Below are 12,345 nucleotides of genomic sequence, written 5' to 3' on the forward strand. Positions count from 1 at the left end.
CAGAGCGCTACGACCGTGCCCACACCTTCCACTACATGGATCCGCCTTACTGGCAGACCGCTGGGTATGGCGTCGACTTTCCGTTCGAGAACTATGAACGGATGGCCGACTTCATGCGCCGTTGCAAAGGTAAGGCGATGGTCAGCATTAACGACCATCCCAACATCCGCCGCGTATTCGAAGGCTTTCACTTCGAGACACTCGACATTCGTTACTCCAATACCAACCAGCGGCAAGGCAAAGCCGAGGTGAGCGGCGAGCTGGCGATTATGAACTGGACACCAGATTCGTTGGGCGGCTTGTTCTGACACGGCTCAGGCATCGTCTCTCAAATGAACGACGCCTTTATCAACTGCGGTTCAGATATATTGGTGGAACTCAAGTTGCCGCGTATTGTTCTGAAGCGCAATCATTGAAGAACTAGGTAAATGAACTCCTAGTTCTTCATACTTTGAATTTTCGTACAAGATGATTTAAATTGACCGCCAGTCGACTCAATTCATTGCTCGCTGCAATCGTCTGGTTTGCCCCTTCACTGCTTTGAATGGCAAGCGATCTAATACTGATTAAACTCCTGTCCACATCTCTAGCAACATGCGCCTGCTCCTCTGAGGCAACTGCGATCTGGAGATTGCGTTCATTTATTTCGAGCACGGTATCGGTAATCTTTCTTAAAGATTGGCCCGCACCTTCCGCGGTTCTTTTGGTGTTATACACCTCTTCGGTACTCCTGCGGATAGATTCAACGGTGGTTGCGGACCCATTTTGTATAGCGGTTATCATCTTCTCAATTTCCAAGGTGGAGACTTGCGTCCGATGCGCCAGCGCCCTAACTTCATCCGCGACGACTGCAAATCCTCTCCCTTGTTCACCCGCGCGCGCGGCCTCGATTGCGGCGTTTAAAGCTAACAAGTTTGTTTGCTCTGCTATACTTCTGATTACGCCCACGACTTGGCTTATGTCTTCAGCCTGTTCAGCCAGCTTCACCACTTGGGTAGAAGAGCTTTCCACAAGTTCCGTCAATGTCTCGACAGCGCTCAACGTTTCGGATACGCGTAGATTACCCAGCTTTGCCGATTCATTCGAGTTTTGGGCTGCTTGGGAAGTCGATGTGGCATTGCGGGCCACCTCTTCCACGGCGGAAGTCATCTCGGTAACAGCTGTAGCAGCTTGTTCAATTTCGCTGTTTTGTTGCTGAAGCAATTGATCCGCGGCCTCTGTTATCGACGTCATTTCCACAGCGGCGGAACTTAGCTGTATGGACGCTTCTGATATTTCTTGAATCGTACCGTGGAGATTCTTTGACATTAAATTTAATGCGCTCATTAGTCTGGATACTTCATCCGTTCCTGTGATTTCAAGTTGTCGCGTTAAATCGCCAGATGCAATCTCTTCGGCGAGTTTTAGCGAATCTCCTATGGGCTTTACGATGCTGCGCGTTAGAGCTATCGCCAAGAAGATCGTCAGTAATAGAGAAATGACAATTACGGTCGTGAGTACACGGGTACTTTTTTTGTAAATCTCGGCAGCCTCGGCCACCAAAGACCTCGCCTGATCGGCGTTAAATTCCCTCATTATGTTTAACTTTTCCTGGAAGGAGTTAGCGTTATCAGCTTGGGCGGAGTTGGCAAAGGCTAACGCCTGACTATGATCGGAAGCTTCCAGGTTTTTAAGCTGGTCTAGACCATTGATGTAATCTCTCATGGCGTGATCTGCAGCTTCAAACTGCCGCCGATCTTGGTCTCCAGCGATTAAGTTCTTACTATAGTGCTCGCTGCGCGCTTCCAGCGTTTGAACTGCATGTTGAAGTTTGGCTTCTCCGGCGGCTTTACCCGTTACGTTAGTCGAGTTCGCCAGCACCCTGATACTTTCCAAACGGGCGTTAAGCAGCGCGATTTGTATATCATCGATAGTTTGCGTGCTAGGTAGAGTATTCTGTGCTAGGTGCTCGCCCGCAGACTTTAGATAAGTCAGTTGAAAGGATGCGAAAATGCCAAGCGATATAAGGGTTGCGGTAATTATTCCGAAACATAACGTGGCCTTTTTGGAAATGCTTAAATTTCTGAAATTCATAGTTGCCTCGATAGGCTTTTTTTCATCCGTGAAGTTTGGAGGAAGTGAATGAAGTTTTTTATAATGGTACTGCTCAGCGTTGAAGTGTGATCACGCCTCGGGCGATATCGTTTAATGCTGCATGATTTACAAGTCCTGATTTTTTACTTGTCGTTGGCTAAATTTATTTCAGCATTGAAGAGCTCGTCGTCGAGTTTTTTCAATGTGTGGATGCTTCTGATCAGAACTTCTTTGTATTTGCGAAATGCATCTGGGAGAGGGTCACCAGGATGTTCGGATGTCTCCATTACAAGATTCATGGTAACAGAGTTAAGATACCCTAGGCTTTCACTAATATTGCGTTTGATTGTTGTTTTGAGTGCTTCGAGTGAAAAGTTTAACTTTTTCAACTCTTTCGCCAGCATGTGCGAAGGTAGTGAGCAGGCTTTGTCAAAGTTGTTGGGTCCGCACTTTGATGCTTTTTCGACTTCTAAGTTGGCGAGTATGAATGTGTGCTCCAGCGCTCTTACAGAAAAGACAATTGCTCCAACATCTTCTACCATTTGTGCAGTGAGTTCTTCGCATTTCTTTGTTGCTTCTACGTAGTTATATAATTTGGTCATGGGTAAGCCTGCAGCAGTCGTTAAGCACTGTGGAATTAATTGTTGTTGTATTCCATGACAATTAGCTTATCAAGACTAAGCCGGAATTCATTTCGCCTTTATACCTAAAGTTCTCCGTTGGTGATCAGAATGGCTTATGGGTTGCAATATCGGTATATCGAACTTGGTCAAATGCCATTGTTGCGTTGCCCGCAGTTCTGATCGGCGTGATGATATTACGCTATCATTTCGTCTGAAATAAATGACAATAGGTTGACGATTTACGCCAAAAATATGTATATGTGCACCACAAGGGTGCGCGGACGACTGTCAGATGCTAACAAAAACGATCCAATTCGTTTCCTATTCGCAGGCGAACCTTATCGATTTCGCTGGCCCATTTGAGGTGTTCTTAACCGCTAATTACTACTCTGACCCTAACGCTCAGCCTTACAAGCTATCGATAGTAACGCTTGACGGTACCGCTACAGTTATCCCCCATGCCTGTTTCAATACACCGCCATTAGCCCAAGACTCACCCATTCCCCATACTTTAATTGTCCCGGGTGGTCCGGGGATTTATGATTTTTGTAAACACCCACGGTTTAATTCGATATTCACAGCGCACGCTGGACGAGCTCAGCGTTTGGTCTCTATCTGTACGGGAGTGTTCGCCTTGGCGGCGTTGAGAGAATTAAAGGGCCGCAAGGTGACAACGCATTGGTCTGCATATGATGAGCTTGAGCGAAGTAATCCCGACCTTATACTTAAGCGAGGGCCAATATTCATAAATGACGGGCCTATATGGACATCTGCTGGTGTCACTTCTGGTATTGACCTTGCTTTAGCGCTTGTCGAAAGCGATTTGGGGCATGCCATGGCATTGAAAGTTGCGAAGCATCTGGTTGTATTTCTAAAGCGCCCGGGCGACCAAAATCAGTTTAGCTCTAGCCTAAACATGCAATCTAAAAGCGGTACTTTCTCGGATCTTCACGCGTGGATTAGTGAAAATTTAATGGAGGATTTGTCAATCCCTACACTCGCTGCGCGAATGAAGATGAGCGAGCGTACGTTCATTCGACGGTACAAGGCAAGCACGGGACAAACGCCAAGCAAGACAGTGGAACAGTTCAGAATCGATGCGGTGCGTCACTTGCTTGTAAGTACGGAACGCCCTCTCAAAGAGATTGCTTTTTTGACGGGGTTTGGACACGAAACTGGCCTAATAAGAAATTTTTCGAAGTTAAATGGCGTAACTCCCAATGAGTATCGTCAGCGATTTAGGTCCAGTATTTGAGGCTACGTCGCTGAGACATGAGCGCGAGCGCAAATCATTGATAGCGCTGCGCAGAACCTTGGAACGAGCGTGTTTAATTAAGCGTCCCTCAGTCGTCAAGGCGGCCCAGGTGCGCAGTCGCTCACGCCGCGAGCGTACAGGCAGCCAGCGTGCGCCGCTGCCCCGCTAGGCGGATCGTCAGGCCCCAATCGGGGCCGCCATCGATCTTGGCCACCAGGCATTCGCGCACGGCGTGTTGTTCAACCAGGGCGCGCAACACCTCTTCGTGAATGCCTTTGCCGATCACTGTGCATGCTCCAGGCGCCGAGCCGTCGCAGCGTCGTCGAAGGCCTTATACAAGACCTCGATACTGCCGGCGTTCAGCGCCTTGGCGGTTTCCAGCCCCAAGACAAAACCTTCGGCACGATCACTGGCGCGAAACAGATCATCGGCTGTCTGCGCACGGCCGATCTGGGCGAGGAGTTTCAGGACCTGGGCCTGCACCGCTTGCGGCAGGTTCAGCGCTGTGAAGGCGTCGGTCGCGCTGCTCATTCCCACCTCCAGCCATTGAGGCTCGCAGGCTGCTCAAGCGCAAGGTCGTATTGTTCTGCCTCGATCAACAGCCAGCCACCGGCCGGCTCATTGCGCCCGTCGGCGATCGGGCCTTGCAGCAACAAGCCCCCCGGCAAGATCACCCGCAGGGCGTTCGCCTCCTTTGGACCGTGCAGGTAACGGTCAAACTCAATGCGAAACCGCCCCGATCCGGCGTTATGCACACGGACGTTCAATTCCAGCATGGTGAGATCCGTCGGTGGCTGGCCCAAGTACAGTGCCAGCACGGTGACGGTGGCCAGGCCTTCATAGGCGTATGACATGCAGCAGCGTTCCTCTTGGAGGCGGCCGACGCATCGACCAGGAGGTTAGGCAATGGTAGACCAGCACCGGGGCCAGTGGTTGCCGCTTGGGCAAAAAAAGGCCCCCGCACCGGGCCGAGGTGTGGGGGCCTGTTGAACATAAACGGCGTTCTATTCATCGGATGACATAAGGCGCTATTGGCAGTACGCGGCGTCCGCACATCTGCCATATACAAACCGATAGACGGTGGTTCCGGTCGGCACTCAGTGTTGAACTCGTTTTTCTCTGGCGCAATCCATTGGTCATCGAGGAGCGCCTTTATGAAATGTATGTGCTGGATTTGTTGGGAAAACGCGGAACGTCGATCTCTGGTAGGCGACTGGGTAAATATTGAATGTGGTGCCTGTGGCCGCTATTTCATTAGCCGCGAGTTCATGCGCGAGAACAAAGGCAAGACGCTTGATGTAGAAGCTATGAGATACCTGATCTCCGACGCTATGTCTGCTGGATTATCACCAACCATTGGCAACGGAACAGCTCGTCTCGTAAAGTCAAATAAGTGCTTAGTGTAATCCGATGGCTCCGGACGCGCGTCAACTCGCTATGCCAACCATCGCGAGTGCCTAATCCTGCCGTAATCGAGTGATCGCGTCCGTAATCGCCGCCGCATTCCTGTCCAGCGTCTCTAAGGCGACTACAGCATTATCGGCAACAATATCTGCGCCAGCCCCCGAGATCCAATGAGTGATCTCTTCTATCGCCGCACCCAGCGCATGCTGGTTGTGCAGCAGTAAAGTCAGCGCGTCGGCGGTGGTTACATTTGAATCTGAGTTATTTGGCATTTGGATCGTCCTTGAGCGAAAGCTACCAAAGGGCTAGTTCAGGCGTGCCATACCAGATTAGCTCAGGCATCTCAGTTTCGATGACTTTTTCGCACCAGAATGGCGCATCTGTCCCATATGGCCATTTTTCGGACGTCAAAAACCACAAACCCCAGATTTCTCTAGGAAAATCAGGGGCTTGCGTTTACTGAATGTGGCGGTGAAGGAGAGATTCGAACTCACAACACTATGAGCCTAAACCAACCCTTCTAACAACCCCAAATGCCTCACGCCAATGGCCGCTTTCGGCCAGAGGCGGACGTTTGCAAGCGAGCACGCACGACCAGAGGCGAAGTTGATGGTCGACCGTTTCCGGCGGTACCTATCTTTTTTAATGGAGATTGATTTGCATAGATGAAGCTAGGCCTTCATTAAACTTAATTGGTTTATAACAAACCACTGATGCATACAAATCACTGCTGCCCAGCTGCTCCACAAATATGGCAGCAGGTATTCAGTTCCGTATGATGTTTTAACGTTTGCAGCTATCTTGGCTCGGTAAGTTGCTAGCACTACGAGCCAGTAAGGACACGGATATCCATATTCGAATGCTGGTGAGGTTTTAAGCTCAGTTGCGTCGAGATTTTTGTATTCTCCACGAACTTGAAACTTTGCTATACGAGCGAACCCTCGAGAAAATTTTCTTTTGTCCTGGGGGTTGGTTACAGTGCTGAAGCTAGTCCTGACAATTTCATGCTTACCGCTTTCCTGAGCTCCAAGATGTTTCAGATTCTGGAACAAATCTTCCTTTATTTTTTCCTTTTTCAATCGCTGCATGTTTTTAATCAAAAAATCTTCAAAAGCACTTTGATAAATCTTATTTTCTGAATAGGACGTATTTGGTGAGTGCTGATAGAATCTAAGCAAAAAATAACTATTGATTGCTAGCGCCACCATCCAGACGTGTTGCGTATTTTGCGTAAAGGCAATTGTAGTTCCAAGTAATGACACCGACTTTAAGTCGGCACCAAAAAACCATAAAGATATGAGTATGGATGAAAAGGATAGGAGCATACCCCGAGCCTTCTTGAAATCACCCTCATCAAAACCAGAATCCATAAGTATCTTCCTTAAATCAAATAGAATCTAAATAATTACAATATTTCAGGTCGATGCCTTACGATGTAGATGCCCGGCAAAAACTAACTAAGCCTCTCGTGGCGAGCGCCAGATCCCCCTTTCGCATCGTATTTGCCGCTTCTTATCGCATATTGCAAGTCGCCCCGGCAGTAATGGAAAAATACTCGTCAGGAGATCGCGCTAACTTACAATATCTATTATAAGATCTTTCGTTGCCGTCCGTTTGACTGCTTCTAGACGAACCATATCAAGTTTGTCTTGGAAATCATCGGCTAGATAGTCTGGGCCGACGATTCCAAGAGCACCTTTAGGTGGGCTTCGAAACAATATTATCTTTGAAAATCACCACTGAACCTTCCACCGTCCACCACCTTTGCAGCCGTTGCAGTGCTGGATACTTCGCCAATCCGATCTACCTTCCAGCTTTGTTATTCCTTTTTCCGCCTGGATAGCTTTGAAGGCAGGTCGCCAAGAATTGTGGTTGCATTGTTTGACACAAACCAATGTGTCGGTATCACCTTTTTTTCCGATTTTTTTATAGTATCTTATTTGCCCTTCACCTACCGGAGAGTGAGCAATTTCGGTCTCGCAGTCTTCGGGCGAATTTGTGTCTTTTTCCGGATCGCCATCGTCTAACTTTGAACTTAAAAACGCAATTCGACTTTTGAGCTTTAAAATTTCAGTATTTGCGGCTTCTAATTTGTCATTTAATTCGCTGTTTTCATCGATAATAGAATTTAGGTCTTTTTCCTTTTCTTCAGCATTTGCAGCATTTAGACGATCGCGCATCTCACGCTTAGGGATTTCACGGAGGCTTTTAGGCGCTGAAAGCGATAGTGAGGACGTTTCGAGAACAATTCCTCTGATAGTTGACTGGAATCTACCTAGTCCAGGTATATCCCCCGAATATTCGTCCCAAAGCTTGCTTGCCGTCCAAATTGAAGAACTAAGGTAGTCCTTCTCACCCAGTGGCCAATACAGTCGGACTGCACCGAGATAACAGGAGTCTCGCTTACCTAACTCATCTGTCATTGCCCAAGACCCCTCGTCATCTACGACAGCTACATGAGCGACTCCAACGAGATCCCTTGCAAGTTTTTCAGCTAAGTTAGGCCAAGGTCGCTCATCGAGATCGTCAGAAATGACCACGACTGGAAACTTCCTTCCTTTATCAAGTAGCCTGGTGCACAGTGCAAGACCTCCGTCTTCTCCATTGCTGTCTATTATCGATGAGGAAGGTATCTTGTCTCCATCAAGCTCCCAGTCATCGAACTTCTCGATGATTTCTCTGATAATTCTAGGGCATCGGGGATGGATTCTGACTGGAGCGATAATCTGTGACAGTCTTTTTGCAGATAGTGAACAGTATATAAAAACCGAGTTATCAACAAGTCCGATTCGAAGCTCAGTTACAAATGCATGCTCATTTTCAAAAATCTCAATTAATAATATTTCACGCAGGCTTCCAAGCTCGTTCTGTATGAGCTTGCGAGAAAAAGTTCCATTTGCACCCTGTTTGATGCTTGTAAATTTTCCTTTTTCACTTGATAGGTCAGTCACCCCTTTTTCCGACATCCAACTGTCAAACATTTTATCTACAATTTCAAACCTATTTGTTGCATGCCTAGTGTCAGTTGATACGTGTTTTAATAGGTATTTTCCGAGATCCTGCATTATAGAACTCCGTTTCAACTTTCAGTTTGGGTTTTAATTGTTTTCTACCCGCATAGTGGCACTCTGATGGTAGTGGTGTGGCGGAAAATTCTCAATCGCTTATGCGAACGTCCGATTCTGGCCGAAAGTCGTCATACCTGTTTAAGGCAAAATTAGGGCATATGGGAGGCCGCTTCGGCCCGCCCCACGCCTGCGGTAAAGAACGAAAGCGCCGTTTTTGGTGGGCAGCAGCGGCCTATAGAGAGTCCAGAGGGGGTTCGAATCCCTATCAATCAACTGGATCGCACATGTAGGGGTAAGATAGTCTGGCTTGCTGACCATCAACCTCTGCGTAGGTCACAAGAAGCTGACAGTTATTAGAGAAACCATGGATTCTTTTAAGGAAGGCTGCTCGGTGGGAATCCACTACACCTGGAATTAAGCTCCCATTTGATGCTTTTATTTCATAGGACTTTCCCGGTTCCAGAACTTTTCCATCAGCCGCGGTTTTCACAAACCAAACTCCAGTAAAATCTCGCTTCGTTTTACCTGCAATCTCAACGTTGACGAGGGTGGCCGCTCGCGCGCCGAGGTTGGTCAACGTGAAGTTCATTTGGTGGAAGTCGCCACCGATAATTGCGGGTCGTAGATCAGCCCGAGGTGGTGTTAACACGTGCTTGATGGGTTCCAATCCGCCTACAGAGAGTATGGTGACTATAGAGCTACAGATAAGAACAGGCGTCGTAAAGATTCGTCTCCACCCTTGGGTTGAGGAGCAGTGAGGGCACCTGGTTGCGTTTGTTTTTATCTCTTCTCTGCACGCACAGCATTGCTGCATTGTCTGACCTGGTTCATTCGTAAGTAGATGTGATAACGCGTATAGCTCAGAGCTGACTGGGATGTCCGGGCTAACAGTTGAGCGATGGCGTCGAATGGTAATGGGGCAAAAATGGGGCAAACCAGACGCCAATCCATGCCATTCAATGCTAATCGTACCTCAGTGCTTAGAGCGCGTTAATAGGCCAAGGCTCAGCAACCACGGGGGTTGTAGGCTCACGCACCGAGTTACTCCAGCACAATCGGAGTGTGGGAGGACAGGTCGGAGACGGCTTTATTCATCGGATTGTCGGGAAACTCGTTAAAAGATGTAGGGCAAAGCGCGGGCGGTGGCCGGGCTTTTCCGCGATGGGCGCAAGGTTACCATGGGCAGTAAGCCCGACGCAGGCACTGCGGTCGGGTGAGCGTTTACTTGCAGTGAAAAGCTGATCTATGCACGATTTATGCAAATCAGCATTTGTCATCGGGAAAAACTTCAAGCACTATGCGCGTTATGCAAAAACGCAACGTTTCCTCCGTCTTAAGAGCACTGCTCGACCAGCACGGGATCTCCCCCACGGAGCTCCACCGTCGCACCGGCGTGCCTCAATCCACGCTCTCGCGGATTCTCAGCGGGAAGATTGTCGATCCTTCGGATAAACACATCTCGAAGATCGCTGATTATTTCAACGTCAGCACCGATCAGTTGCGCGGGCGCGCGGATGTCGCGCCAGCGGCAGCCGGCACGCGTGCTGACGTGCATGCGGAACTCAAGGACATAAGCCTGTGGGACGACGACACCCCCGTCGATGACGACGAGGTGTCGGTGCCCTTTCTACGCGAGGTTGAATTGGCTGCTGGATCAGGAAGATTCGTCATCGAAGAGAGTGAGCGCTCTAGCCTGCGCTTCGGCAAGCGCAGTCTGCGCCACAACGGTGTGCAGTTCGACCAGGCCAAGTGTGTGACCGTACGCGGCAACAGCATGTTGCCGGTCCTGCGGGATGGCGCGACTGTCGGTGTCAACGCCGGCAAGTGCGGCATCGGCGACATCGTTGATGGCGACTTGTATGCGATCAATCACAACGGCCAATTGCGCGTGAAGCAACTCTATCGCCTGCCCACCGGCATCCGTCTGCGCAGCTTCAATCGCGACGAGCATCCGGATGAGGACTACAGCTTCCAGGAAATCCAGGAAGAGCAGATCGTCATCCTCGGTCACGTCTTCTGGTGGGGCATGTACGCCCGCTAGCCCCTTTCGATTCAACTGAAACCTGCCCTCCCGGCAGGTTTTTTTTCGCCTGCAGAAATCTCCCCACCCCTTGGCCCGCTTGGGTTTCATGCATATGCGCAAATTTAATGCATAAATAAATGCATTTACGCATTGACTGTATATGCATCCATGCATATTCTTGCCACCAAGCCGCTCGACAAAGCGGCTGGCAAAACAAGCTCTTTAGTTCCACAAGAACAGGCAGCGATGAACCGGCCTCAACGGTTCAGAGGGTTGGCAACTGACCCGGGTGTGCAGCGTAAAGCACCAGAAGCAGTTATCCGGCGGGCAGGGACCGCGGTCGGAAAAACAATCTGAATGGACTCGTACCGCGCCAGTAGCGCCGAAAAGTCAGCTTCCTTCTCGAACACAGGATTGGAAGGAAGGCGAAGGAGCGCATTACTGAAAAGCCCGGTGTACAAGCGCCGGGCTTTTTGGAATGCCTGCCTCAATTGCGGCAAGCATTGTCTGGCCAAGTGTGAAGCTATATCAGCAGCACTGGCTGAAACCTGTCAAAAAGGAAACTGGCATGAACCGTTACGTCCTGACTATTTCACCTAATAACATCATTGTCGTTCTTCAAGTGCTGGACACTGAGGGAGAGCCACCTGCGATCCCTGCCAATGAACCAATCTCTGCGTGGCGCAATGTCACCGGTGATACCACCGCGCAGCCGGGATACAAATTGCAACTAGGCCCTTACGGCGAGTCTTTTTTGCCTCTCACACCTGATGAACTAGAGGGTGTCATCCGCGGCCGCCTGCAACAACGCTTTGACAAAGTCGAGCAGTTCCTGAAGTTCAACCCACTGCAGTACAAAGTGGACCTGGCAGTCGCCACTCCGGAAGAGTGGTCGCAATTGCGTGCCATCAAACAGTATTACCTCGACGTCTGCGCCACGACAGAGCAGAACACCTTTCCCGAAGTCATCTGGCCGATCGCACCATTCTGACCGCTGCGCTTTGCAACGCTTGATCGCGAAAGAGCATTGCTGAAAAGCCTGGCCCGCCGGGCTTTTTGGAATGCCTGTCTCAAGAGAAACCGTTCGAACCCAACCCATCACTCATCAATCACCCACGGAGGCGTGACATGACAAACGAGCAACAAGCGTTGGCGGACATGCCGATCTGGCTGGTCATCCTCCTTGCCGTCGTTGGCGGGGTGTCCGGCGAGATGTGGCGCGCCGACAAGGAGGGCGCTCGCGGCTGGTCGCTGGTGCGGCGTCTGGCTCTGCGTTCCGGCGCCTGCATGATCTGCGGCGTGTCGGCAATCATGCTGCTGTATGCCGCCGGCATGTCGATCTGGGCCGCTGGCGCGTTTGGCTGCCTGACGGCGATGGCCGGCGCTGATGTAGCCATAGGCCTTTACGAACGCTGGGCGGCCAAGCGTATCGGCGTCTGTGAACTGCCGCCGCGCGACCAGCCTTAAATCTCCACGCATAGCCCTATGCGAGCGAGTCTGCTCGCGAAAGGGACGTCAGCTTCAGCATCGATGTGACTGATCGACCGCTTTCGCGAGCAGGCTCGCTCCCACAGGGACTGCGGCGTCCACTGTAATTTCTCTTACTTCGGAACACCCCCATGAAGATCACCCCGATCCTCACGCAACTGCGTGGGCAATGCCCTGGGCTTGCCAATCATATTTCGGTGGGTGTCGATCTGGCGTTGCTGCAAGGCAACCCTGATCTGCCAACACCTTCGGCCCACGTGCTGCCAATCGCCGATCTGGCCAGCAACAGCACCACACAAAACCTCGCCACCCAACCGATCAGCGAGCGCTTCGAAATCGTTCTGGTGCTTGACGCTACCGACGCTACAAAAGCGCTGGATCTGTTGCACGACCTGCGCGCCGAACTGTGGC

Annotated in this window: 12 protein-coding genes and 3 pseudogenes; 6 read left to right on the forward strand and 9 right to left on the reverse strand. The window is 50.3% G+C overall.

Annotation, left to right across the window (positions count from 1 at the left end; translation table 11 throughout):
• Window positions 1–308: pseudogene (locus D6877_RS07680) on the forward strand (DNA adenine methylase); the annotation flags it as partial.
• 136 nt (window positions 309–444) lie between these two features.
• On the opposite strand, the gene D6877_RS07685 reads toward D6877_RS07680, so the two are convergent.
• Together D6877_RS07685 and D6877_RS07690 are read right to left on the reverse strand one after the other, a co-directional pair.
• Window positions 445–2,073, reverse strand: coding sequence for a methyl-accepting chemotaxis protein (locus D6877_RS07685; RefSeq protein WP_130910382.1), 1,629 nt, complete (start codon window positions 2,071–2,073; stop codon window positions 445–447).
• Window positions 2,074–2,216: 143 nt separating this feature from the next.
• Window positions 2,217–2,675: a hypothetical protein gene (locus D6877_RS07690; protein ID WP_130910383.1), complete on the reverse strand. Its 459-nt coding sequence runs from the start codon at window positions 2,673–2,675 to the stop codon at window positions 2,217–2,219.
• Window positions 2,676–2,988: 313 nt separating this feature from the next.
• Between D6877_RS07690 and D6877_RS07695 the strand changes: the two genes are divergently transcribed.
• Complete coding sequence (locus D6877_RS07695) at window positions 2,989–3,951, forward strand: helix-turn-helix domain-containing protein (RefSeq protein WP_130910384.1); 963 nt, start codon at window positions 2,989–2,991, stop codon at window positions 3,949–3,951.
• Between the two features lie 81 nt (window positions 3,952–4,032).
• Here D6877_RS07695 and D6877_RS07700 read toward each other — a convergent pair.
• From D6877_RS07700 to D6877_RS07730, 7 genes and pseudogenes are all read right to left on the reverse strand, one after another.
• Window positions 4,033–4,237 (reverse strand): annotated as a pseudogene (locus tag D6877_RS07700) (hypothetical protein); the annotation flags it as partial.
• Complete coding sequence (locus tag D6877_RS07705; RefSeq protein ID WP_130910385.1) at window positions 4,234–4,482, reverse strand: hypothetical protein; 249 nt, start codon at window positions 4,480–4,482, stop codon at window positions 4,234–4,236. The gene D6877_RS07705 and the pseudogene D6877_RS07700, both read right to left, overlap by 4 nt.
• A complete protein-coding gene (locus D6877_RS07710; protein WP_130910386.1) occupies window positions 4,479–4,805 on the reverse strand; it encodes a hypothetical protein in 327 nt (108 codons plus the stop codon). Before D6877_RS07710 ends, D6877_RS07705 begins: the two co-directional genes overlap by 4 nt.
• 603 nt (window positions 4,806–5,408) lie before the next feature.
• Window positions 5,409–5,627 (reverse strand): hypothetical protein, encoded by a 219-nt coding sequence (locus tag D6877_RS07715; protein ID WP_130910387.1) that lies wholly within the window; start codon window positions 5,625–5,627, stop codon window positions 5,409–5,411.
• Between the two features lie 399 nt (window positions 5,628–6,026).
• A complete protein-coding gene (locus D6877_RS07720) occupies window positions 6,027–6,725 on the reverse strand; it encodes a hypothetical protein (protein WP_130910388.1) in 699 nt (232 codons plus the stop codon).
• Window positions 6,726–7,088: 363 nt separating this feature from the next.
• Window positions 7,089–8,420, reverse strand: a complete 1,332-nt coding sequence (locus D6877_RS07725) for a hypothetical protein (protein ID WP_130910389.1) — start codon at window positions 8,418–8,420, stop codon at window positions 7,089–7,091.
• A gap of 268 nt (window positions 8,421–8,688) precedes the next feature.
• Entirely contained in the window at window positions 8,689–9,012 is a 324-nt protein-coding gene (locus tag D6877_RS07730) for a hypothetical protein (RefSeq protein ID WP_130910390.1), read from the reverse strand.
• 708 nt (window positions 9,013–9,720) lie between these two features.
• Between D6877_RS07730 and D6877_RS07735 the strand changes: the two genes are divergently transcribed.
• The 4 genes and pseudogenes from D6877_RS07735 to D6877_RS07750 all read left to right on the forward strand — a co-directional run.
• Complete coding sequence (locus tag D6877_RS07735) at window positions 9,721–10,464, forward strand: XRE family transcriptional regulator (RefSeq protein WP_130910391.1); 744 nt, start codon at window positions 9,721–9,723, stop codon at window positions 10,462–10,464.
• 550 nt (window positions 10,465–11,014) lie between these two features.
• The gene (locus D6877_RS07740) at window positions 11,015–11,437 is read left to right on the forward strand and encodes a tail fiber assembly protein (protein ID WP_161984085.1); all 423 of its coding nucleotides are present in this window, start codon (window positions 11,015–11,017) and stop codon (window positions 11,435–11,437) included.
• 137 nt (window positions 11,438–11,574) lie between these two features.
• Entirely contained in the window at window positions 11,575–11,913 is a 339-nt protein-coding gene (locus D6877_RS07745) for a phage holin family protein (RefSeq protein WP_130910393.1), read from the forward strand.
• Window positions 11,914–12,065: 152 nt separating this feature from the next.
• A pseudogene (locus D6877_RS07750) lies at window positions 12,066–12,345 on the forward strand (hypothetical protein); the annotation flags it as partial.

Origin of the sequence: Pseudomonas sp. Sample_9, assembly GCF_004307535.1 — a bacterium.
Taxonomy (GTDB): domain Bacteria; phylum Pseudomonadota; class Gammaproteobacteria; order Pseudomonadales; family Pseudomonadaceae; genus Aquipseudomonas; species Aquipseudomonas mercuritolerans.

Coding starts and splice junctions, on each gene's coding strand:
- D6877_RS07690 (WP_130910383.1), bottom strand. CDS start 2,675: ATGACCAAATTATATAACTACGTAGAAGCAACAAAGAAATGCGAAGAA.
- D6877_RS07715 (WP_130910387.1), bottom strand. CDS start 5,627: ATGCCAAATAACTCAGATTCAAATGTAACCACCGCCGACGCGCTGACT.
- D6877_RS07705 (WP_130910385.1), bottom strand. CDS start 4,482: ATGAGCAGCGCGACCGACGCCTTCACAGCGCTGAACCTGCCGCAAGCG.
- D6877_RS07730 (WP_130910390.1), bottom strand. CDS start 9,012: ATGAACTTCACGTTGACCAACCTCGGCGCGCGAGCGGCCACCCTCGTC.
- D6877_RS07710 (WP_130910386.1), bottom strand. CDS start 4,805: ATGTCATACGCCTATGAAGGCCTGGCCACCGTCACCGTGCTGGCACTG.
- D6877_RS07695 (WP_130910384.1), top strand. CDS start 2,989: ATGCTAACAAAAACGATCCAATTCGTTTCCTATTCGCAGGCGAACCTT.
- D6877_RS07735 (WP_130910391.1), top strand. CDS start 9,721: ATGCGCGTTATGCAAAAACGCAACGTTTCCTCCGTCTTAAGAGCACTG.
- D6877_RS07725 (WP_130910389.1), bottom strand. CDS start 8,420: ATGCAGGATCTCGGAAAATACCTATTAAAACACGTATCAACTGACACT.
- D6877_RS07740 (WP_161984085.1), top strand. CDS start 11,015: ATGAACCGTTACGTCCTGACTATTTCACCTAATAACATCATTGTCGTT.
- D6877_RS07745 (WP_130910393.1), top strand. CDS start 11,575: ATGACAAACGAGCAACAAGCGTTGGCGGACATGCCGATCTGGCTGGTC.
- D6877_RS07685 (WP_130910382.1), bottom strand. CDS start 2,073: ATGAATTTCAGAAATTTAAGCATTTCCAAAAAGGCCACGTTATGTTTC.
- D6877_RS07720 (WP_130910388.1), bottom strand. CDS start 6,725: ATGGATTCTGGTTTTGATGAGGGTGATTTCAAGAAGGCTCGGGGTATG.